Genomic DNA, 23,335 nt, shown 5'->3' with positions numbered 1-23,335 from the left:
GAATGGTTTTTCCTGATGTCGCTGTGCTGTTCGCGACATCCTGTTCGCGCCATGGCTGCGTGAGGTTCCCTTGAACGCCGTAAAGCATCCGATCAAGCGATCGTTTGTATTCTTCCTTGTCCCGGACTTCACCATGATCGCCTTTGCGACGGCGCTCGACCCGCTGCGCTCGGCCAACCGCATGCTTGGCTATGAGGCCTATCGCTGGCGCCTCGCCAGCATCGACGGCAAGCCGGTGCGCGCCTCCAATGGCGTCGAATGCGCCGTCAACACCTCGCTCGAGGAAGAGCGCAAGAAGATGGCCGGGCCGGATCGGCCGAACATGGCCATCGTCTGCAGCGGCATGAATGTCGAGCGCTACCAGAACAGGTCTGCCTTCGCCTGGCTGCGCGAGGAATATAACAGAGGCGTCGCCGTCGGTGGCCTGTGCACCGGCGCGCATATCCTTGCCGCCGCGGGCCTGCTCTCCAACAAGCGCTGCGCCATCCATTGGGAAAACCTGCCGGGCTTTTCCGAGGCTTTTCCGAAGGCCAATGTGTTTGCCGACCTCTTCGAGATCGACCAGAACATCTACACCTGCGCCGGCGGCACCGCCGCCCTCGACATGATGCTGAAGCTGATCGGCGACGATTTCGACGACAATCTGGTCAACCGCGTCTGCGAGCAGGTGTTGACCGACCGCGTGCGCAGCCCGACCGACCGCCAGCGCCTGCCGCTGCGCGCCCGCCTTGGCGTGCAGAATTCCAAGGTGCTGACCATCATCGAGCTGATGGAGGGCAACCTCTCCGAACCGCTGTCGCTGATCGAGATCGCCGACCATGTCGACCTGTCGCGCCGCCAGATCGAGCGCCTGTTCCGCACCGAGATGGGCCGCTCCCCTGCCCGCTACTATCTCGAGATTCGCCTCGACCGTGCCCGGCATCTGCTGATCCAGTCATCGATGCCGGTGGTCGAGGTAGCGGTCGCCTGCGGCTTCGTCTCGGCGTCGCATTTCTCCAAATGCTACCGCGAGCTCTATGCCCGCTCGCCGCAGCAGGAGCGCGTCGACCGCAAGCAATTGCTGGCGGCCTGATCCGAAAACGCACTCAGGCTTCGGCGGGCTGCGCCTCTACTGTCCGCATAGCCTCGACGCGGATATCCTCGGTCAGCCGCGCCTTCAGGCCTGAGAACTCCGGGCTGGTCTTCAGCGTGTAGTGGCGTGGATGCGGCAGGTCGATGGCGACATCCGACTTGATGCGGCCTGGCCGCGCGCTCATCACGATCACCCGCGAGGCCATGAAAATCGCCTCCTCGATGTCGTGGGTGACGAACAGCACTGTCTTCTTGCGCCGTTCCCAGATGCCGAGCAGCAGCTCCTGCATCAGTCCGCGGGTCTGGTTGTCGAGCGCGCCGAACGGCTCGTCGAGCAACAGGATCTCGGGGTCGTTGGCCAGCGCCCGGGCGATCGCTGTGCGCTGCTGCATGCCGCCGGACAGCTGCTTTGGCCAATGGTTCTCGAACCCTTTGAGCCCGACGAGATCGACATAGGAGGCGACGATCCCATCGCGCTCCTTGTCCGCCATGCCGCGTTCGCGCAGGCCGAAGGCGATATTCTGCGCCACCGTCAACCAGGGAAACAGCGTGTAGGACTGGAACACCATGCCGCGATCCGGTCCCGGCCGCGTCACCGCCTTGCCGTCAAGCAGCACACGGCCTTCGCTCGGCGCTTCCAGGCCGGCAACGATCCTGAGCAGCGTCGACTTCCCGCAGCCGGACGGCCCCAGAATGGTGATGAAGTCGTTGGCCGCGACCGCAAGGTCGACCGGCATCAGCGCCTTGACCGGCTGCCCGCCGCGCACGCCGGCGAAGGTTCGCGAGACGCCTTCGATAAGCAACTTGCTCATGCCAGGCTCCAGGGAAAGAGCCAGCGATTGAACGCCTTGAAGGCGAAGTCGGACAACAGTCCGATCAGCCCGATGACGATGATGCCGAATATGATCTGCCCTGTCGCCAGCCGCGACTGGCTGTTGATGATCATGTAGCCGATGCCTGAGGACGAACCGATCAGCTCGGCGACGATAACATAGGTCCAGGCCCAGCCGAGCACCAGCCGCAGCGTCTCGGCAATCTCGGGCGCATTGGCCGGCATGATGACCCGTTTGATGATGCCATTGTTGGTCGAGCCCAGCGTATAGGCCGCCTCGACCAGGTCGCGCCGCGTCGAGCCGACCTTGACCGCGACGATCAGGATGATCTGGAACACCGAGCCGACGAAGATGACCAGCAGCTTTTCCAGCTCGCCAATGCCGGCCCACAGGATGAGCAGCGGAATGAAGGCCGAAGCCGGGAGGTAGCGGGCGAAGGAGACGAACGGTTCCAGAAACGCCTCTATTGGCTTCCAGGCGCCCATGGCGATGCCGATCGGCACGGCGACGATCGACGCCAGCAGGAACCCGCCGAAGACCCGCCAGATGGTGATCAATATGTCGAGCCAGAAGCGATCCTCGACCAGCAGCCGCCAGCCATCCCGCAGCATTGACAGCGGATCGGCGAGGAAGATGCGGTTGACGTGGCCGCCAAGCGTGATCCACGCCCAGAAGGCGACGAACAGCACGAAGAAGGAAATGCCAAGCACGGTTCGAATGCCCGGCGACACCGGATGCAAGGGGCGCATCTTCAGATCGTCCGCATCGTCAGATCGTCCCCATGCTCAGTCGCGTTGCCCGGTAGAAAGCGGCGGCGCGCTGGCACCGCCGCATGATGGTCAAAGGCAGGACTATCAGTTCGCCACCGCGCTGGTATCGGCAAGCGCTGCAACATCTGGCGCTTCCTTGATCAACCCCATCTGCAGCAGAAGCTCGCCGGCGGTCTTGGAAAAGTCCTGGAATTCCTTGGTGAAGAACTGCTTGTTCTCCGCCTTGTCGGCCCATTTCAGGTATTTCGCCGAATCCTCGAATTCTTTCGCAGACTGCTTCACGTCGGCGCCCATGATCTCGTAGGATCTCTGCGGATCGCTCTTGATCAGCTCGAGCGCTTCGAAATAGCTGTCGGCCAGCGCCTTGGCGGCGTCGGGATTGGCGGTGAGGAATTCAGGCGTGCAGCCGACCGTGTCGAGCACCATCGGGTAGTCGAGCGTGGTCGCCAATATGTGGCCCTGATCGGACTTGTCGCGCACCGCCGAGATGAACGGCTCATAGGTGACCGCCGCATCGTTCTGGCCGGCGAGGAAGGCTTGCGCCGCCGCATCCGGTTCCAGGTTGACGACGGTCACATCCTTGGTCGACAGGCCGTTCTTGTTCAGCACCCAGGCCAGCATGAAATAGGGCGACGTGCCCGGCGCCGAGGACGCGACATTCTTGCCCTTGAGGTCGGCGACGGTCTTGATGTCGTTGCGCACGACAATGCCGTCGGCGCCATAGGATTTGTCGAGCTGGAAGATCTGCTTGGTGGTCACCCCTGAGGCGTTCCACACCAGCCAGGTCTCGACCGTGGTGGCGGCGCATTGCAGATCGCCGCTGGCGATGGCGAGCGGCCGGCTGGCCTGCGGCACTTTCTTCAGGGTCACGTCGAGGCCATGCTTCTCGAAGATGCCGGCCTGCTTGGCGAGCGTCAGCGGCGCAAAGCCGGTCCATCCGCTGATGCCGATGGTGACCGATGTGGCAGCCTCGGCCGGCACGGATATTGCAGCCGCAAGCGCCAATACCGCGGCAGCGACGATGGTCTTGTTCATGTCGGTTCCCCTTGTTTTTTCGGATGCCGAATTGTGTCACAGACGCCCATGGGCTTGTCAATGAAACCGGCCCTTCACGGCAGCGTGATGATTCGAACGCTAACGCGCATCGAACATCCAGCTGCGGTCGCGCCACATCTTTTCGCCGACCTGGCAGTCGGTCGGCCGGTCCTGCGCCAGCACCACCGGCGGATGCCCGGCCTCCTCGCGCGCCCGTTGCGGCGAAGCGGCGCCGGCCAGCTCCAGCACCAGCTTGCGGCGGATGGCTTCGGGAAACTGCGTCCAGTCATTGACCGGGATCATGAAGGATCCGGGACCGCCGATGACGCAGTCGCTGTAGTAGCGGTCGAGATTGTTGACGTCATAGGCGCCGCCGAACCCGCCGCGCGTCATCAGCGGCAGGCCGTTGATGATGATGCCTTGCTTGACCACCGCGTCGCGGGTGATGTCGACGGGCGCGCCCTGGTTGTTGGGCCCGTCGCCGGAAATATCGATGACGCGCTTTGTCCCCTGAAAACCGCTTTCGGCGAACAGATCGCTGCCGAATTCCAGCGCGCCGGAAATCGAGGTGCGCCGGGCGCTGGCCGGCGGATGGGCGGAAAGCTGCGCGGCCACCCGCTCGGCATCGGCCCGGCTGGCGATCACCGTCCACGGCACGACGACCTGCTGCGTGGTCGCACCCGCCCATTCGACATAGGTGACGGCGACCTTGCCGTAGGCGCCATCGGCGACAGCCTGCAGCACATTGTCGTGCGTCAGCGCCGCCGCATAGCCGTGACGCTGGATTTCGAGTTCGCCCGGCGACATCGACAGCGACACATCGACCGCCAGCACCAGCTCGACGTCGACCGGCTCGGCGGCTTGAACCGGCGGCACCAGCCAGAGCCCCAGCGCCAGTGCGACGCTGCCTGAAAGGAAATGTCGTGCGCAAGAAAAAGCAGACATACCCGAAGGTAAGCGAAAATCGGCTGCTGACAAAGCGAAAAGCCCGGCGAGGTGCCGGGCTTTTCGATGTGTTGGTTGGAACCTATGACGCTCAACTCCGCGGTTTCAAATTCTCCGGATCGTAGAGCGGCTTGTAGCCGACGGCAGCCACCTCGACCGGGTAGGTCTCGCCGAAATATTCGATGGCGAACTTGCGGCCCTCCTGGGCATGGGCCCAGGGCAGATAGGCGAGGCCGATGTTCTTGCCGATGGTCGGGCCATAGGCCATCGACGTGGTGAAGGAGCGGCGGCCGAGTTCGTCGACCAGCGTCTCGCCGGTCTTCGGATCCATCACCGGCATGGTGCCGACGGGATAGCGGGCAACACCCTTCGAATCGACGTTTTCCGTCATCACCAGTGTGCACAGGATCGCCGGCTGGTGCTCGCGGGCGCGGTATTCGACATGTTTGGCCTTGCCGCAGAAATCGTTCTCCTTGACCTTCGGTCGGGCAAGGTCGGCCTCAAGCAGATTATACTCGGTCAGAAGGTCGGCGTTCTGCAGGCGCAGGCTCTTTTCCATGCGCCGCGTGTTGGCATAGGTCTCGACGCCGAACGGCATGACGCCGGTCGAGCGCAGCGCGTCCCAAACGGCCAGGCCGTCCTCGTAGCGCATGTGCAGTTCCCAGCCCTGCTCGCCGACATAGGAGATGCGGAAGGCGGTGACGTCCTTGCCGCCGATCCTGACCGGCTTGATCGCCGCGAAGGGGAAGTTCTCCAGCGAGAGACCATCCGGATTTTCGACCACTTTCCGCAGTGTCGCCCGCGCATTCGGTCCCCAGATGCCGATGGTGACATATTTTTCCGTCACGTCGGTGATGGTGACGTCAAAGCCTTTATCCTGCGCGGTGCGCTGCATGTAGCGGAAGTCGCGCGGGCCGGCGTCGGCGCCGTCGATCAGCCGGCAGCGGTCGGCCATGCGGATGACGGTGAAGTCGGCGCGCACCATGCCTTCCTCGTCGAGAAAGTGGGTGTAGATACCCTTGCCGATATTGTTGTCGCCACCAATCTTGGCCGCGCACAGCCACTCCAGCAGCGCGACATGGTCCGGCCCTTCGATGTCGTACATCGAGAAATGCGAGAGGTTGACGATGCCGCAATCCTCGCTCATCGCCAGGTGCTCGGCATTGGACACCCGCCAGAAATGGCGATTGTCCCATTCGTTCTCACGTATGGGAACCCGGTTGCCATACTTCTCCAGCAGATGCTCGTTGGCGGCATAGCCATGCGCGCGCTCCCAGCCGCCCAGCTCCATGAAGTAGCCGCCAAGCTCCTTCTCGCGCTCCCAGAACGGCGAGCGGCGGATGTTGCGGCCTTTGGAGAACGGCTCGCGCGGATGCACCGCTGGATTGTAGACCTTCATCGCCGTCTCGGTGCAGCGATCCCAGATGAACTGCTCTTTCGTCTGGTGCGGATAGAAGCGCGCATAGTCGATGGCGTGATGGTCGATTTCCGTGCGGCCGTCCGTCATCCAGTCGGCGATCAGCTTGCCCATGCCGGGGCCGTCCTTGACCCAGATGGCGACGGCGTACCAGAGGCCCCTCACCTTCTGGCTCTCGCCCATGGACGGGCCGCCATCGGCGGTCACCTGCAACAGGCCGTTGAAGGAATGGCTTTCATTGTAGCCGAGTTCGCCCAGGATCGGCGTCAGTTCCATGGCGCGCTCAAGCGGCGCCAGGATCTGCTCCATGTCGAGATCGCGCTGCGACGGCGACAGCCGCGCCTGATCCTTTTCCAGCAAATCGCGCGGATGGCAAAGACGCGGATTGGTCTCTTCGTAGTAACCCCATTCGATCTGGCCGCCCTCGGCAGTCTTGGGATCGCCGGTGTCGCGCATATAGGCCGAATTGCCTTGGTCGCGCAGCAGCGGCCAGCCGATCTCCTTGCCGGTGCCGGCGAACTCGTTGTAAGGCCCGAAGAAAGTCAGCGGATGGTCGATCGGCATGACCGGCAGGTCTTCGCCGACCATTTCGGCGATCAGCCGGCCCCAGATGCCGGCGCAGACGATGACATAGTCGGCCATGATCGTGCCGCGGTCGGTGACGACGCCCTTGATGCGGCCTTCCTCGACAATGAGGGATTTGGCCGGCGTGTTGGCGAACGACTTCAACTTGCCGGACGCTTCCGCCTGGTCGACCAGCTTGCCGGCGACGGTCTGCGAGCGCGGGATGACCAGGCCGGCATCGGGATCCCAAAGGCCACCCTGCACCATGGACTCTTCGATCAGCGGGAATTTTTCCTTGATCTCGGCCGGTTCGATCAGCCGGGCGCGGGTGCCGAAGGATTTGGCCGAGGCGATCTTGCGCTTGATCTCGTCCATGCGGCTGTAGTCGCCGACGCGCGCCACTTCGAGGCCGCCGATGCGGGCATAATGGCCCATCTTTTCGTAGAAATCGATCGAGTAGAGCGTCGTCCAGCACGACAGGAAATCATGGCTGGTGGTGTAGCAGAAGTCCGAGGCATGCGCCGTCGAGCCGATGTCGGTCGGGATGCCCGATTTGTCGATGCCGACAATGTCGGTCCAGCCGCGTTCGATCAGATGATGGGCGATCGACGCGCCGACAATGCCACCCAGGCCGACGATGACGACCTTCGCCTGTTTCGGAAACTCTGCCATTGCCGCGACTCCAAGGGGATAAAGCGGGCGTGTCCGCGCCCGTTCGAATGGCGCACAATATGCAGAGGACGTGGATGGAGCTACCGCCTGTTTGCGACACGTCGCGGATGCGACGCGACCCGGCGCGCCGACGTGCCGCCAGTGGCGATCTATCTCAGGCGAAGGCCCAGATGTCCTCGGCCTGGAAGCCGACCTGGTAGCCTGATGTCTTGAGCTTGACCACTACCTCGCCGATTTCGGCCGCCGGCAGCGCGCCGACCTCGACCTTGATCATGCCCGGACGATAGCGCTTGAGATCGAGCTGTTCGAAGACGATCCAGTCGGCGCCCTCGCAATCGACCAGGAAGGCGTCGATATGCGTGATGCCGTTGCGGTCGAGCAGCGTCTGCAGCGTTTCCGACGGCACCTCGATATCCCTCACGTGCGGCGCGAACTTGTTGAAATTGGCGTCGTCCTCGCCCCAGGCATTTTTGCCCGACATCAGATTGGTGTCGGTGACCGACGAGCAGCCGATGAACTCGATCGGCAGCGTGCCGGCCTCGAGTGCCGCGGCATCGAAAGTGTGGACGGTGATCGTGCCCTTGGTCTTCGTCACCGCGACCGGTTCGATGACGAAGCGTTCCGTGTCGGGATAGTTGGCGCGCAACCGCTTCTGATTGTACGGGATCGGCTCGACCAGCACGGCCCGCGCCCGCGGAATGCGGTGCAGCCACGGCGTGACGTCGTCGAACAGCGCGCCGTCGCAAGCGCCGACATTGACCATCTGGAAGGCTTGCCCACCGCCAAACCGCGCCTTCAGCGCCGCCTTGGCCAGGAATTTCGTGCCACGCAACGCCGGCCCGCGATCGAGCAGGCCGGCGGGCAGGCCGAGCGAAAGGGCGATGCGCGCCAGCCCGGAAATGGAACTCATGGCTTACCTCCAGGTATGGCGATGGGCCGCCTTCCATTCAGGCTTGCCGACGCCCACAGCGCCATGATCGGGCCGACAAGCAAAAGGTAGGGCGGCAGAAGGTTCGGGAAGTAGATGCGGGTGTCGTGGATCGGAAAGACGGTGAATTTCGCCAGCACGCCGAGCACCAGTGCTGCAAGCAGGATGCCGGCGCGGCGATCGAGCCGGAAGCCGGCGCGGCCGAGCGCAAACCACGCGGCCAGCGCCAGAACCGAGACCCCGACCCAGCTGTTGATGCTGATAGCGCGAATGAAGGATGCGGCAAACGCCTTGAGATAGGCGCCAACCGAGAACGGCGGCTCGAAGCCATCCATATTGTAGTGCTGCTCGATGCTGGAGAACCACAGATGCGGCCACCAGCCGGGATGCTGGGCCCAGTGCGAAATCGCGAAATAGGCGACGAAGGACGCGGCAAAGCCGGCCAGCGCGCCCCACGCCCGCTGCCGGAAGACCAGCAGCAGCACGGCGAAAACGGCCAGGAACACGATGTTGTCCGGCCGCGCCATGAAGGCGAGGAAAAGCAGGACAGCGGTCGCTGCCTCGCGGCCGCGCATATAGGCAAGTAGGCCGCCGAGGAACAGGGCCGAGCACAACAGATCCGGGGTCGAGGCGCGTGCCGCGTCGCCGAAATCGGCCATGATCAGCACCGCGCCGGCCACCGGCGCCAGCGCCAACGCGCCTTCGGTTCGCAACCAGAGCAGCGTGATCATCCCGAACAGCAGCACCGAGACCACCTGCAGCACCCGCATCGCCTCGACCGGCGACATCACCGAACTCATCGTCGACAGCATCTCGGCATAGAGAAACTTGATCCGGTACATGCCGAGCAGCGAATGGAAGTCGGCGGCATTTTCAGCCATGTGGCTGCGGAAACCGCCGCCGTCGTCGGTCAGCGCCTTGTAGTCGGCGGCCGACACGCCGGCCTGGACCGTGCTGTAGGCGTAGTCATGCAATGCCTGCGCATCGGGATAAGCGCCCTCCTCGGCGACGGCGAGATAAGGCAGCATGTCCCAATTGGCATCGGGCATCGTCCAGGCCATGAACGCCGTCAGCAGGATATAGAGCGAAAACGCGATCGCGCCAACCGGAGCCGCCCATCGCGCATAAGTCCCCTCGCCCCACGCCAGAGCGGCCGCGGTCAGCCGGTCGAGTGTGTTTTGCGGGGCGGGAGACTTGCTCAGCATTGTCGGACTCGGGACTTCGCTCAACGGACTTCTTTTAACGGACTTGGCTTTTGACGAAATCCTTGACGATCCCCACGATGCCGCGCGACAGCAGGCTATCGAAGGCATCGACGAAATGGTCGACATGCTCGCGCTGGCAGATCAGCGGCGGCTCGAGACGGATGACGTTGCGGTTGTATTCGGTGAAGGCGACGAGCACGTCATAGTCGCGCAACAACAGCGCGCCGACGAAGCCCGACAGCGAGCCCTTCAGCTTGTCGTCGAGGACGCTGACGATCGGACGCAGCACCATCGGCAAGGTCTGCGAGAAGTCGTGGAACTCGAGCCCGACCATAAAGCCTTTGCCGCGCACATCCTTGATGATCTTCGGGTACTTCTCCTTCAGCGCCTGCAGGCGCTGAAGCAGATAGTCGCCGGTAGTGGCGGCGTTGTCGATCAGCCCCTCATCATAGAGCACGTTGATGCCCTCGATCGCGGTGACGCAGGCCTCGCCCATGCCGCCAAAGGTGGCCATGGCATGGATCATCGCCGTCTTCGGCGTGCCATAGGCCTTCATATAGACCTCGCGCCGGGCGATCATCGCGCCGACCGCCGCCTTGCCGGCGCCGAGCGATTTCGCCAGCGCCGTCACATCGGGCACGACGCCATAATGCTCGAAGGCATAGAAGCGTCCCGAACGGCCATAGCCGCACTGCACTTCGTCCGCCACCCACAGCACGCCATATTGGTCGCACAGCGCTCGCAGCTTCTGCCAATATTGCGCCTCTGCCTGGATGATGCCGCCGCCGCCCTGGATGGTCTCGAGCACTATGACGCCGACCTCCGGGTCGGAGCGGAACAGCCGCTCGACCGCTTCGATATCGGCGAACGGAATGCGCACGGTGTTCTCAGCCATCTTGAAGTCCGCGCGGTAGAGCTGGCCGTCGGTGATGCCGAGCACGCCCTTGGTCTTGCCGTGGAAGGAATTCTCGGCATAGACGACCTTCGGCCGCTTCGGCCCGGCGGCGCGCTCGGCGAGCTTCACCGCCGCTTCCATCGCTTCCGAACCCGACGAGCCCAGAAACACCATGTCGAGATCGCCGGGCGAGCATTTGGCGATGTTGTGCGCAAGGGCCGATGCATATTGCGACATGAAGGCGATGGCGATTTCCTGGCGCTTCTCCTCCTGGAATTTGCGCCGGGCCTCCAGGATGCGCGGATGGTTGTGGCCGAAGGCCAGCGAACCGAAGCCGCCGAAGAAGTCGAGAATCTTGCGGCCGTTCTGGTCGATGTAGAACATGCCTTCGGCACGCTCGATCTTGATCTTGTGGAAGCCGAGCAGCTTCATGAAATGCAGCTGGCCCGGATTGAGATGCGCCTTGAACAAGTCGGTCATGCGCGCAACATCCATCGCCTTCGCCTGCTCGACGCTGATCAGGTCGGGCTTGGCGATGGCGGTAGGCGACAACGCCGGCGCGCCGACCATGGTGCGCGCGTTCGTCTGCTCAGGCTTGGCCATGACGGTCATTTCGGAGTTCTCCTGGTCGTCCCACCTATTCGGCGGGGACATGATTTGCGGTGACGGCAAGCCCGTCTTTCTTGGCGCGGTATTCGCTGTAGGCGGCGATCAGCATGTCCTCGTCGCGATATTGCGGCACCCAGCCGAGCTGGCGCTCGGCCTTGGATACGTCGAGCACGCACTCCTCATCGGCGATCAGATATTGTTCGGGATCCATGATCGGCATGTTCATGAGATCGAGCAGGTCGAGGGTGCGCTTGACCGCCCAGCCCGGCGTCGGGATCAGCAGCGATTTCGAGCCGGCATGCTTGATCAGGTCGCCCAGCAATTTCTTCACCGGCGGCGGATTGAGGGAGCCCAGATTATAGGCCTGGTTGGGCACGCCTGCCTTCCAGGCCGCGCGGGCAGCTTCCGCGCAATCGAACACCGAGATGAACTGATAGGGGTTCTTGCCCGAGCCGATCATCGGCACAGGAAAATTCCAGTCGATCAGTTTGAACAGCTTTTCCAGGATCCCGAGCCGGCCGGGACCGATGATCAGCCGCGGTCGAAAAAGCGAGATCGACATGCCGCGCTTGCGCCATTGCGCGGCGAGCTCCTCGGTCTTCTGCTTCGACCAGCCATATTCGCCGAGCGGCGCGACCGGGTGCTCCTCGGTCATCGGCTGGGTGACCGTGTGGCCGTAGATCATGTCCGTGGTGTAGTGGACGAGCTTGGACGCGCCGGCCTTGTCCATCGCCTGCATGATGTGTTCGGTGCCGTGGAGATTCACCGGAAAGAAGAAGTCGTGACGCTTGGCCCGCACCTGGATCGGCGACAGCATTTTGGCCGACAGGTTGTAGACCATGTCGTCGGCCTTCAATCCGATGTTGGCCACCGAGGCCGTATCCGTGACATCGCAGGTGACGAAGCGAACGTTGCGATAGTGCGCCAGGTCGCTCTTGACGATGTCGGCAACGACAACCTCTTCACCATCGGCCACAAGCTTCGGGGCAAGATGACGGCCGACGAAGCCGTCGCCGCCGAAAATAACATGTCTCATCGAACGATCTCGCTGGTCTTGTTGGGGATGATGGAAGCGGTTTGGTCGTCATGCCCGCGCCCGCCCAAGTCTCGACCGCTTTGCGCGATCAGCACGGTGCCGACGCAGATGAAGGCGATGCCGGCAATGCGCCAGGCATTGAGGTCCTCGCGGAAGATGAAATAGGCGAAGATCGCAACCGCGACATAGGCAAGGCTGAGGAACGGATACGCAAAGCTGAGCTCGACCTTGGACAGCACATAGAGATGCGAAGCCATCGAGATGACGAAGGTGCACAGGCCGAGAAACACCCATGGGCTGAAAACGACCTGCAACAGCCTCAACAGCGGATTGGTGCCTTCGAACGAAATCGGCCCGAGTGACATCATGCCTTGCTTCAGCATCAGCTGCGCGGCGGCATTGGTCATGACCGTGAACAGAATGAAGACGATGTATTTCATATTTTGCACCCGCCACTCGCAACGGTCGTATTACGAACCTGCAAACATTTCATGAAGTCACGACAATGCTTTGAGTAAACCACGGAAATTACGATCTATTCACCATGACTTATTCGGATTGTACCTATTCAGCTGCCTCGACACGCCCTGGCCGGACGTTGAGCTTTTTCGCCGTCCGCAGCCAGAAACTGGACACGAACGCCGGGTCGCGCAGCGCTTCAAGCCGCTGCCAATTCGGGAAGGAGGCCGCGAAAGTATCAGCGCCCATGCGCGCATCCTTGTACGGGTTGACCGCGCCGCCGGCCGCGACCGTGATGCCGTCGAGTTCGCTGAGCAGGGCCAGCGTCCTGTCGCCGCGATTGGGGAAATCCAGCGTCAACGTGAAGCCTGGCCGCGGAAAAGACAGCAGCCCCGGCGAGCGGATCGAGCCGAAGCGCTTCAACACGGTGAGGAAAGAGCCCTGCCCGGCCCGTCGCGCCGCCTCGAGCAGCGCCGGCACGGTCTGGCGCGCGACATTTTCCGGCACCAAGCTCTGGTGCTGGTAGAGACCTTTCGGGCCATACAGCCGATTCCAGTCGCCGACACCATCAAGCGGAAAGAAAAAGCCCTGGTAGCCGGTTTGGCTCGGCCCCGGCGAGCGCCCCTTCTTCCACCGATAGGCGGCGTTGAAGGCGGTGAGGAACGGCCGGTTGAGCACATTGAACGGCGGCTGGAACGGCACTGAAAAACGGGAGCCGGCGCGAGACGCCGCATGCGAGCCATACTCGGCATGATTGCCTGTCAACAACAGGCCGCGCCCGCGGCCATGGCCGCCGGCAAGCTGGTCGATCCAGGCGACGGCATATTCATTGGCCTGGTCGGCGGCCTCGGCCAGTTCGAAGAATTCGCCGAGATCGGCAAACCGCGTTATCTTCTCGGCGATATCGAGCGAATGCACCCGCATCAGCCGGATCGAGGCCGACAGGATCAGGCCGGTCAGCCCCATGCCGCCGATCGTCGCCGCAAACAGCCTTGCATTGTCGGTTGCCGAGCAGGTGTAGGTCCGCCCGTCCGAGCGCAGCAGCGTGAACGACTCGACATGGCAGCCAAAGGTGCCGCGCCGGTGATGGTTCTTGCCATGGACGTCATTGGCGATCGCGCCGCCAAGGGTGACGAACTGGGTGCCTGGGACGACAGTCGGAAAGAAACCGTAAGGTGCAGTGTGCGCAATGATATCGGAGAGGAACACGCCGGCCTCCGCCTCGAGCAGGCCGGTCTCGGCATTGAAGGCGCCGATGCGGTTCAGCGGCCGCATGTCCACGACCGCACCTGGCCCGTTCTGGCAGGAATCACCGTAGGAGCGGCCATTGCCATAGGCGAGCAGAGCGTTCTTTGTCGCCTTGCCGCTTCGCATCAGCGCGATGGCATCGTCGGCCGCGATGGCTCGCTTTGCGGCCGGCGTGGCGAGGCCAAAACTCCGGTACCGTTCGCCGGCCATGCCCTACCAGCCTCCCGCGACCAGAAGGGCGGCGCCGATCACCACGACGATCTGGCTTCGCCAGTCGCGAATGATGAAGATGACCGGATCGTCATTCATCTCGTTGCGGCGCGCCAGGATCCAGACCCGCATGGTCAAATACAGCACGATCGGCGCCAGCGGCCAGACCAGCCTGGGATGCGGATAGAGTTCGCGCACGGAGACGCTGTCCATGTAGAGCGCCAGCACCAGCGCCGAGGAGAAGGCCGACGCCATGCCCGCCTGGGCGACGATCTCCTGATCTTCGATGCGGTAGCCGCGACCGGCAATGCGCTCGCCCACCGGAATGGCTGTGGTGCGCAGTTCGACATAGCGCTTCACCAGCGCCAGCGACAGGAAGAAGAAAATCGAGAAGGCGAGCAGCCAGAACGAGACTTCGACCCCGGTCGCCGCAGCACCTGCCAGCACACGCACTGTGTAGAGCCCCGCCAGCGTCAGTACGTCGGCCAGGAGCATGCGCTTGAACGACAGCGAATAGGCTGTGGTCACCACCAGATAGCCGGCGAGCACGCCCAGGAACTCGATCGGCAACAGAAGCCCGGCGGCGATGCCGATCGTCAGCAGAGCGGCCATCGCGCCGAGACCGAACGGTATCGACAGCGCGCCGCTGGCGAAAGGCCGGTTGCGTTTGGTCGGGTGCTTGCGGTCAAGCGCAAGGTCGAAGAAATCGTTGAGGATGTAGATGGCGGAAGCCACGGCGCTGAAGGAGACGAACGCCAGCAGGCATTGCCAGATCATGTTGATGTTGAAGTATTCATGCGACAGCACCATCGGCACCGCTATCAGCGAATTCTTCAGCCACTGATGCACCCGCAGCATCTTGACGAATGTCTTCAATGTCCTTTTCGGCGCCGGCATCCTTTCGGCGCTATGCGCGGCCTGCCAGCGCCTCGCATGGCGGTCGGGCGCCACGACGATGGCGTTGCGTGCGGCTCCGAAAACCTTGAGGTCGTGCCGGCTGTTGCCGGCATAGTCGAAACCGCCGTCGCCATAGGCGGCGATGAGCGCGTCGCGCTTACGGCCCGAGGTCATGTTGTGGGGACCGTCGGTCGCCAGCACATAGTCGAAGACGCCCAGATGCGCGGCGATCGCCTCGGCGAACTTGCGTGGCGTACCGGTCGCCAGCACGATCTTGCGTCCGTCGCTATGGTCGGCGCGCAGCCGCTGCAGCAGCGCTTCGCGATAGGGCAGCGAGGCCGGATCGATGTCGATGCGGTCTGCGATCGCTTGTTTCAGCCGCGCCGGGCCGGCGGCCAGCCAGAACGGAACCAGGAAAACATAGAGCGGATTCTTCTTGAGCAGGATGAACAGGCCTTCCCAAAGAAGATCGGTCGCAATCAGCGTGCCGTCGAGGTCGACCGCAAGCGGGATTGCGTTCTTGTCCGACCGCGCATCCATGTCCGTTCTGCCCTATTCATAACCGGTTGCGCCGTGTTTCGGCGTCTTCGCACCGGTATAGCGGCGGAACGGCGTATTGAACGTTAAAACGCACGGTTGCAGCCGGTAGGCGCCACGATATTTCCCGCGTCATTGTTAAGCAATCGCTACCGCGAACAATAAAAGGCCGGGCATTGCCCGGCCTCTACTACATCTGCCTGCCGACTTTACTTGATGCGGGCAACGCCACCCGAGATTTCGACCGTTTCCGAGCCGGTCAGGGCCTCGAGGTCACCATTGGGCAAGGTGACAAAACAGCCGTTCGGGCAGAATTCCACGGTTTCGCCAGCGGCCAGCGCCAACTCCGTCTTGCCGCCGCCTTCCGTCACGATCAGCGTACGGGTCTCAGCATCCTTGTTGACCGCGCTGGCGGCAAAGGCCGAGCCACTCGCTGCGGTAAGAGCGATGGCGACGACGAGCGACTTCCACATTTTGCAATATCGGTGTTTCCACACCGCCTCTGTTGCATTTCGCAAGGCATTCTCGCCTTTGCATGTGAGCTTATATGAGATGCAAGCTGAACCGCAACTGAATGCCGCATTCATGCCGCAATCGGTTTGGGAGGAGCTTGGGGCCTAGCTGGGATCGGGTTTGCGGGCCTTGCGACCAGTTTTGGCCAGCCGCTTCGCCTCGGTGGCGGCTCTGGCCTCCGCCTGCTCCTTCTCGGCGAACTCGACCTCGATCTTGTCGTCGTCGATCGGCCATGCGTCGGTCTGCTTGACCTTGACCTCGGCGCGCGGCGTCGAGGGGATTTCTATGTGCTCGGCGTCAAAAGCATCGAGAACGGCAAAGCGGATATCGTTCTGAACGATGGCGCCGTTCAGCACATCGGCCAGGAACACGCGGATCTCGAACTCGAGTGCTGCCGGCCCGAAATTGGTGAACAGCACGAAGGGTTCCGGGTTCTTCAGCACCAGCGCATGGCCGCGCGCAATCTCAAGCAGGACCGCGTGTACCCGCTTGACGTCGCTGCCATAGGCGACCCCGACCTTGATCTCCACACGTCCGAGCTTGTTGCGGTGCGTCCAGTTGCCGACGGCGTTGTTGATGAGGTTCGAATTGGGCAGGATCACCGATTGCCGCTGGAAGGTCTCGATTTCGGTGGCGCGCACGCTGATCTTCTTGACCGTGCCTGATGTGTCGCCGGCGACGATCCAGTCGCCGACCTTGAACGGCCGCTCGGCGAGAAGGATCAGGCCCGACACGAAGTTGGACACGACATTCTGCAGGCCAAAGCCGATACCCAGCGAGAGTGCGCCGGCAACGAGCGCCAAATTGGAAAGATCGATGCCCGCCGCCGAGATGCCGACCAGGCCGGCGAGCGCGACGCCGGCATAGCCGACCGCCAGCCGGATCGAGTTGCGCACGCCGGTATCGACCTTGCCGCGAGCCATAACCGAGCCGTCGAGCCAGCCCTGGAACCAGCGGGTCAGGAAATAGCCGATGATGAAGACGACGATGCCGGTGAGGATGCCGGTGACCGAAATCGTCACCGAACCGACGGTGACGCCTGTCGCCAATTTATAGCCCCAGGCCTGGATATCGCCGGGCTGGAAGCCCCACATCAACAGGATCAGCGGCAGGAACACCAGCACGATCATCAGGTTGATGGCGACGCTGACGACGAGGCCGAGTTGGTCGAGCGCGGTGTCCTCATAGCTGGAATTGGTCTTCAGCCAGCGCCCGATGGACGTGCCGGCGAAACCACCTTCCTCGCCGATCTCGCGCGCCGACAGGAAGCCGATATAGGCGGTGAGCAGGATGGTGCCAGTGACCACGACCTGCAACGAGACGAAGATGGCAAGACCGATATAGCCGAACAGCGCCGCCGCAATCGTGAACAGGCCGAGCGCGACACAGGTGTAGCGCAGCCAGGCCGGCCAGCGGCGCCAGCGCCCAGCGACGTCCTTGTAAGGCTTCAGCAGCGCCATCAGGATCAGGATGACCCCGACGATCACGGTGGCGACAAAACTCCTGGCCACCGTCAGCGACAGAGGCGAGCCCATCTTGTCGTTGACGATCGACAGGAAATTGTTGATGCCGATGACGACTGCCATGGCCGTCGTCAGCCGCACCAGCCAACGCGCCGGGCCGGTCTCGACCTGGATCAGACGCCAGTTCGGCATGCTGGGCGACAGAGCCGCATTGGTCAGGCGGTTGACACAGAACACTATGGCGATGACGGCTGCCAGAGCGTTGAGGAACACGCCTATGTCGCCGCGCAGCACATTGTAGTAGTTGTACAGGAACACCGTCGAGGCGAGGAAGGCGCTGACCGCCAGCGTCGGCAGCAAGGTCGACCAGAACGCCACCGACAGGCGACTGAGATACGTCGGATCTTCAACCGACGCGTCGGGCTCGAAGATGCGCCCAAACAGGCGGCGCCCACCGACCAGAAGCACCACGGCCAACGCAAGCGCCATGAGGGTCGCCGCGAGCATCGCCTGGAACTTGAACTTGAAGGCAAAGCTCAGCCACGACGACACCGCCCTGTAAAAATTGGCGTATTCGTCCCTTGCGTCGGAAAACACCTGCGGGCTCAGTGCATCGGACAGCACATAGCGCTTGGTTAGGCCGCTGCGAAACAGCTCGCTGCGCATATTACCGATCTTCTCGATCAGCGAATTGATGCGAATCGACAGGTTCTGCGCCCCGGCGATGACGGCGTTGATCTCCGCCTTTTCCGACGCCAGCGCCTGGCGCTCGCCGGTCACGATGTCCGGTTCAGGGGGCTGTCCGGCAGCCGGCGGGGCGCCAAGCTGCTCGAGCCTCGAATTGATCTCTCCCAGCCGCGAACGAAACGCCAGCGCGCTGTTCAGCGCACCGCGCGACAGCTCTTCCAGCTGCAGGCGGATCTCGACGAGGGTGGTGTCGTCGACGCCGTCCTCCTGGACTTTCTTCTCCAGAGCGTCGGTTTTCGTCGTCAAACCCTGCAGGATTTTCTGCTGGTCGGCGACCAGCCCGGCAGGCGCCTGGCCCAGCCCCTGCGCCATCGCGCCGAACGAATGCGGCGCCAAGGCAACGAGCGCGAGGACCAGGATCAGGCGAAAGAAGCGAAAAAGCATAATGGTGGCGACTCAAAGGGCGGCAAGGCCGCTTCTAAAGCGGTCCTTGATAGAGACGCTCATCCCGTGGAGCAAGTCGTGGCGAAGTCATGACAGTTGGGCGCCTTGCGGGAGTCGGCCAGTCGAAAAGCCATGGCGCAATCTTGGCTTTGCGCCCGCCGCCTGCTCTATAGTCTGCCGCATCGCACCCGAGCCGGATGGCTTCAGGTCTGTTGGACCTGAAATCATCCGGCTCTACAAATCAAAGATGTAGAGCATGATGTCGTCCGAAAACCGCTTCACACTTTTCGGCATCATGCTCTAGGGATGACATGAAGAATGGCGGAATATTCAGCCCTTTCGCTTCTCACGAACGCGCTCAAGGGAAACAAGGACTGGAAGCCGGCCTGGCGCAAGCCCGACCCCAAGGCTTCCTATGACGTCATCATCATCGGTGGCGGCGGCCACGGCCTGTCGACGGCGTACTATCTGGCCAAGGAGCACGGCATCACCAATGTCGCGGTGCTGGAAAAGGGCTGGCTGGGTTCCGGCAATGTCGGCCGTAACACCACGGCGGTGCGCTCCAACTACCTTTTGCCGTCCAACACCCGCTTCTACGAACATTCGATGAAGGTGTGGGAGAACCTTTCGCACGACCTCAACTACAACGTCATGTTCTCGCAGCGCGGCTGCCTGAATCTGGCTCACACGCCGGGCCAGTTCGACGACTTGGCAAGGCGCGGCAACGCCATGCGCCATCTCGGCGTCGATGCCGAGCTGATGAGCACCGCCGAGATCGCGCGCCTGGTCCCGGCGCTGGACATGTCGGCCTCCGCGCGCTTTCCCATCGTCGGCGGCCTGATGCAGCCGCGCGCCGGCACCGCCCGTCACGATGCGGTTGCCTGGGGCTATGCCCGCGGCGCCGACCGACGCGGCGTCGACATCGTCGAGAATTGCGAGGTCACCGGCTTCCTGCGCGACGGCGACCGCATCACCGGCGTGCAAACGACGCGCGGAGAGATCCGCGGCAAGAAAGTTGCCGTGGCCGTTGCCGGCAGCACCGGACGGGTGATGCAGCTTGCCGGCATCGACAGGATGCCGATCGAGAGCCATGTGCTGCAGGCCTTCGTGACAGAGTCGCTGAAACCGTTCTGCAACACGGTCCTGACCTTCGGCATGGGCCATTTCTATATGTCGCAGTCCGACAAGGGCGGCCTCGTCTACGGCGGTGACATCGACGGCTACAACAGCTACGCTCAGCGCGGCAACCTGCCCATCGTCGATGAGGTGATGAGCGAGATGCTGGCGCTGTTTCCCGGCCTTGCGCGTGTACGCATGCTGCGCTCCTGGGGCGGCGTCTGCGACATGTCGATGGACGGTTCGCCGATCATCACCACCGGCCCGCTGCCCGGCATGTATCTCAACTGCGGCTGGTGCTATGGGGGCTTCAAGGCGACGCCGGCCTCGGGCTGGTGCTTCGCATACACCATCGCCAAGGACGAACCGCACGCGTTCAACGCGCCGTTCACGCTCGACCGTTTTTATCGCGGCCTGGTGATTGACGACAAGGGCCAGGGCGCAACGCCCCGGCTGCATTAGGGTTCAAACAAATGCTTATCACTTGTCCCTATTGCGGCCCGCGCGACGTCATCGAGTTCACCTATCAGGGCGACGGCAACCGCGAGCGCCCGCAGCCCAACTCGCAGGACCTCGACGCCTGGAACGCCTATGTCTACGACCGCCTGAACCCGGCCGGCGACCACAATGAGATCTGGCAGCATTCGGGCGGCTGCCGCACCCATCTGAGGATGGTGCGCAACACGGTCACGCATGAGATTTCCAGCACCGGTTTCGCCCGCGGCGACCACAATGCCGCCGCCCGGCACAAAGCCGGAGGCAAGTCGTGAGCCCGCGTCGCACCGAGACCGGCGGCCGCATCGACCGGCTGCGCACCATCCGCTTCACCTTCGACGGCACGCCTTACTCCGGCCATGGCGGCGACACGCTGGCCTCGGCGCTGCTTGCCAACGGCGTGACGCTTTTCGGCCGCTCGTTCAAATACCACCGCCCGCGCGGCCTGCTCTCGGCCGGCGTCGAGGAGCCGAACGCGCTGGTCACGGTGCTGCGCGGCGAAGTGCGCGAGCCCAACATCGCCGCAACCATGGTCGAGATCTATGACGGGCTGGTCGCCGTCAGCCAGAACCGCTTTCCCTCGCTCGCCTGGGACATCAACGCCGTCAACCAGCTCGGCGGCAAGATCCTGGCCGCCGGCTTCTACTACAAGACCTTCATGGGCCCTGTCTTCGGCCCCTTGAAAGGCACCCGCTTCTGGATGTTCTGCGAGCATTTCATCCGCCGCGCCGCCGGCCTGGGCCGCGCCGGTATTGCCGCCGACACCTCGCGCTACGAGCGTATGAACGCGTTTTGCGACGTGCTGGTGGTCGGCTCCGGCCCGGCCGGCCTGTCAGCCGCCAAGGCCGCTGCCGACCAGGGCGCGCGCGTCATCCTGGCCGAACTCGAGCCGCGTTTCGGCGGCTCGGCCAACTGGTCCGGCGAGACCATCGACGGCGCGCCGGCCGCCGACTGGGCGGCGCGCACCGTCAGCCAGCTTGAGGGCCATGACACGGTCCGTCTGCTGCCGCGCACCACGGTGTGGGGCTATTATGACGGCAACACGCTAGCCGCGCTCGAGCGCGTCACCGACCACAAGGAAACGCCCGGCAAGGGCGAGCCGCGCCACCGCTACTGGGCGATCCGCGCCAAAACGGTAGTGCTGGCCACCGGCTCTTTCGAGCGGCCGCTTGTGTTCCCCGGCAATGACCGGCCGGGCGTCATGCTGGCGCATGCCGCCGAGCGCTATGTTAACGATTATGGCGTGCGGCCCGGCGACAGGATCGCGCTGTTCACCAACAATGACAGCGCCTATCGCTCGGCGCTGGCGCTGAGGAAGGCCGGCGCGGCTATTGTCGCCATCATCGACGTGCGCCCCGAACTGTCGGCCGAGATGCGCAGTCTCGCCACCGAGGCCGAAGCCGAAATCCTCTCCGGCCATGCCGTAGTCGCCACCGAGGGCGGCAAGGCGCTCTCCGGCCTCAAGGTGCAGCGCTTCGACATGACCTCGGGCACGCTCAGCGGTGACGCCCGCAGCATCCACGCCGATAGCCTGCTGATGTCGGGCGGCTGGTCGCCGACCATCCACCTCGCCAGCCAGGCTGGCGCGAGAGCCGAGTGGAATCCTGCCCGCCAGGCCTTCCTGCCGCCAAAGCAAACGCAACAGCGCTGGCCAAATCAGCAATGGATTGGTGCGGGTGCTTTCAACGGCAGCTTTTCGACCGTCGAAGCCATCACTGAGGGCCGTGCAGCCGGCCTGTCCGCCGCGGGCGGAGCGGCTGGGCCGGCAGCTTTGCCGGATGTCGAAGCAGCCCCGGGAAACCCCGATCCGGCGCCGGTGTTCGAGATCAAAGCCAAGGGAAAAAGCTTCGTCGACTTCCAGCATGATGTCACCGCCGAGGACGTGCGGCTGGCGCATCGCGAAGGCTTCGTCTCGGTCGAGCACCTGAAGCGCTACACCACGCTCGGCATGGCGACGGACCAGGGCAAGAATTCCAACGTGCCGGGTCTCGCCATCATGGCCGAGGCGCTGGGCAAACCGATCCCCGAAGTCGGCACGACGCGCTTCCGCCCGCCCTATTCCGCGGTGTCGATCGGCTCGCTTGCCGCCGAACGCTTCGGCGATCTGAAACCCGAGCGCCTGACGCCCATGCATGACTGGCACCTCGCCAATGGCGCAACGATGTATTCCGCTGGCCTCTGGTATCGACCAATGATCTACGGCCTTGCCGGCGAGACGGTCGAGCAGGCTTATGTCCGTGAAGCCAGGGCGACGCGCGAAAGCGCCGGCATCGTCGACGTCTCGACGCTGGGCAAGATCGCCGTTCAGGGGCCGGATGCGGGCGAATTCCTCGACCGCGTCTACACCAACATGTTTTCCACCCTCCCCGTCGGCAAGGCCCGCTACGGCCTGATGCTGCGCGAGGACGGGCTGGCCTTCGACGACGGCACCACCTGGCGGCTTGGCGAACAGGATTTCCTGATGACGACCACCACGGCCAACGCCGGCAAGGTGATGCAGCATCTGGAATATTTCCTCGACGTCATCTGGCCGGAGCTCAAAGTGCACGTCACCTCGGTAACCGACGAATGGGCGGGCGCGGCCATCGGCGGGCCGAAGGCGCGAGCCATCCTCGCCGCCTGTGTTACCGGCACCGCGGTCGACAACACAGCCCTGCCCTTCATGGGCATCGTGCGCGGCGAGATATCAGGCGTGCCGGTGATGATTTGCCGGCTGTCCTTCTCCGGAGAAATGGCCTTCGAGGTCTATTGCGGCGCCGGCTACGGCACCCATGTCTGGCAGGCCCTTGTCGAAGCCGGCAAGCCGTTCGGCTTGGTCACCTACGGGCTGGAGGCGTTGGGCACGATGCGCATCGAAAAGGGCCATGTCACCGGCGCGGAGATCGACGGGCGCACCACGGCGCGCGACCTGCATCTCGACTGGATGCTGTCGAAGAAGAAGCCGTTCATCGGCTCGGCGATGATGGACCGCGAAGGCCTGATCGCGGCCGAGCGGCTGCAGCTGGTCGGCCTCGTCTCGCTCGACAACCGGCCGTTCAATGGCGGCGCCCACCTCGTCGAGGAACTGGACGAGGCCAATCCGCACGATTCCATCGGCCATATCACCGCCTGCTGCTACTCGCCAGCGCTGGGCAAGCACATCGCGCTGGCCCTGGTCGAAGGCGGCAAGGCGCGCCACGGGACCCGCGCGTTCATCTCCGATCCGCTGCGCAAGCGGTTCGGGCCGGTCGAGATCGTCTCCAACCATTTCTACGACCCGGACGGGAGCCGCATGCATGGCTGAGCG

18 protein-coding genes are annotated in these 23,335 nt (G+C 63.4%); 4 read left to right on the top strand and 14 right to left on the bottom strand.

The annotated features are described in order from the left end of the window. Positions 1-133 precede the first annotated feature (133 nt). A complete protein-coding gene (locus tag NKL04_RS05060) occupies positions 134-1,072 on the top strand; it encodes a GlxA family transcriptional regulator (protein WP_348524244.1) in 939 nt (312 codons plus the stop codon). Between the two features lie 13 nt (positions 1,073-1,085). Here NKL04_RS05060 and NKL04_RS05055 read toward each other — a convergent pair whose 3' ends face one another. From NKL04_RS05055 to NKL04_RS04990, 14 genes are all read right to left on the bottom strand, one after another. Further along, positions 1,086-1,883 (bottom strand): ABC transporter ATP-binding protein, encoded by a 798-nt coding sequence (locus NKL04_RS05055; protein WP_023700332.1) that lies wholly within the window; start codon positions 1,881-1,883, stop codon positions 1,086-1,088. Further along, entirely contained in the window at positions 1,880-2,653 is a 774-nt protein-coding gene (locus tag NKL04_RS05050; protein ID WP_023700333.1) for an ABC transporter permease, read from the bottom strand. The genes NKL04_RS05055 and NKL04_RS05050 overlap by 4 nt, the downstream gene beginning before the upstream one ends. Positions 2,654-2,758: 105 nt before the next feature. Next, a complete protein-coding gene (locus NKL04_RS05045) occupies positions 2,759-3,709 on the bottom strand; it encodes an ABC transporter substrate-binding protein (protein ID WP_023700334.1) in 951 nt (316 codons plus the stop codon). A 99-nt stretch (positions 3,710-3,808) separates the two neighbouring features. Beyond that, positions 3,809-4,654: a DUF1194 domain-containing protein gene (locus tag NKL04_RS05040; RefSeq protein ID WP_023700335.1), complete on the bottom strand. Its 846-nt coding sequence runs from the start codon at positions 4,652-4,654 to the stop codon at positions 3,809-3,811. Positions 4,655-4,745: 91 nt separating this feature from the next. Then, positions 4,746-7,307: a GcvT family protein gene (locus tag NKL04_RS05035; RefSeq protein ID WP_023700336.1), complete on the bottom strand. Its 2,562-nt coding sequence runs from the start codon at positions 7,305-7,307 to the stop codon at positions 4,746-4,748. 154 nt (positions 7,308-7,461) lie between these two features. Next, entirely contained in the window at positions 7,462-8,217 is a 756-nt protein-coding gene (locus NKL04_RS05030) for an FkbM family methyltransferase (RefSeq protein ID WP_023688101.1), read from the bottom strand. Further along, positions 8,214-9,440 (bottom strand): glycosyltransferase 87 family protein, encoded by a 1,227-nt coding sequence (locus NKL04_RS05025; RefSeq protein WP_023700337.1) that lies wholly within the window; start codon positions 9,438-9,440, stop codon positions 8,214-8,216. The genes NKL04_RS05030 and NKL04_RS05025 overlap by 4 nt, the downstream gene beginning before the upstream one ends. 34 nt (positions 9,441-9,474) lie before the next feature. Further along, positions 9,475-10,905, bottom strand: coding sequence for an aspartate aminotransferase family protein (locus NKL04_RS05020; protein ID WP_245271368.1), 1,431 nt, complete (start codon positions 10,903-10,905; stop codon positions 9,475-9,477). 67 nt (positions 10,906-10,972) lie between these two features. Then, the gene (locus NKL04_RS05015) at positions 10,973-11,980 is read right to left on the bottom strand and encodes an NAD-dependent epimerase/dehydratase family protein (protein WP_023700339.1); all 1,008 of its coding nucleotides are present in this window, start codon (positions 11,978-11,980) and stop codon (positions 10,973-10,975) included. Continuing rightward, a complete protein-coding gene (locus tag NKL04_RS05010) occupies positions 11,977-12,420 on the bottom strand; it encodes an EamA family transporter (RefSeq protein WP_023700340.1) in 444 nt (147 codons plus the stop codon). The genes NKL04_RS05015 and NKL04_RS05010 overlap by 4 nt, the downstream gene beginning before the upstream one ends. 124 nt (positions 12,421-12,544) lie before the next feature. Beyond that, a complete protein-coding gene (locus tag NKL04_RS05005) occupies positions 12,545-13,897 on the bottom strand; it encodes an FAD-binding oxidoreductase (protein ID WP_023700341.1) in 1,353 nt (450 codons plus the stop codon). Positions 13,898-13,900: 3 nt separating this feature from the next. Continuing rightward, on the bottom strand, positions 13,901-15,334 hold the full coding sequence (locus NKL04_RS05000) for a UbiA family prenyltransferase (protein WP_023691000.1): 1,434 nt from the start codon (positions 15,332-15,334) through the stop codon (positions 13,901-13,903). A 206-nt stretch (positions 15,335-15,540) separates the two neighbouring features. Continuing rightward, positions 15,541-15,804, bottom strand: coding sequence for a hypothetical protein (locus tag NKL04_RS04995; protein ID WP_023670370.1), 264 nt, complete (start codon positions 15,802-15,804; stop codon positions 15,541-15,543). 144 nt (positions 15,805-15,948) lie between these two features. Then, complete coding sequence (locus tag NKL04_RS04990; RefSeq protein WP_023700342.1) at positions 15,949-18,438, bottom strand: mechanosensitive ion channel family protein; 2,490 nt, start codon at positions 18,436-18,438, stop codon at positions 15,949-15,951. Between the two features lie 318 nt (positions 18,439-18,756). On the opposite strand from NKL04_RS04990, the gene NKL04_RS04985 reads away from it, so the two are divergent. The 3 genes from NKL04_RS04985 to NKL04_RS04975 are packed head-to-tail and all read left to right on the top strand — an operon-like array spanning position 18,757 to position 23,332. Then, a complete protein-coding gene (locus NKL04_RS04985; RefSeq protein ID WP_023700343.1) occupies positions 18,757-20,016 on the top strand; it encodes a sarcosine oxidase subunit beta family protein in 1,260 nt (419 codons plus the stop codon). Between the two features lie 11 nt (positions 20,017-20,027). Further along, a complete protein-coding gene (locus tag NKL04_RS04980; protein ID WP_023670367.1) occupies positions 20,028-20,324 on the top strand; it encodes a sarcosine oxidase subunit delta in 297 nt (98 codons plus the stop codon). Continuing rightward, on the top strand, positions 20,321-23,332 hold the full coding sequence (locus NKL04_RS04975) for a sarcosine oxidase subunit alpha (RefSeq protein WP_352723360.1): 3,012 nt from the start codon (positions 20,321-20,323) through the stop codon (positions 23,330-23,332). The genes NKL04_RS04980 and NKL04_RS04975 overlap by 4 nt, the downstream gene beginning before the upstream one ends. The last annotated feature ends 3 nt before the right edge of the window (positions 23,333-23,335 follow it).

The sequence above is a fragment of the Mesorhizobium sp. C264A genome, from assembly GCF_040324515.1.
GTDB lineage: Bacteria > Pseudomonadota > Alphaproteobacteria > Rhizobiales > Rhizobiaceae > Mesorhizobium.
The sequence above is the reverse complement of the archived record's forward strand: the minus strand, read 5'-3'. Positions and strand labels throughout refer to the sequence as shown.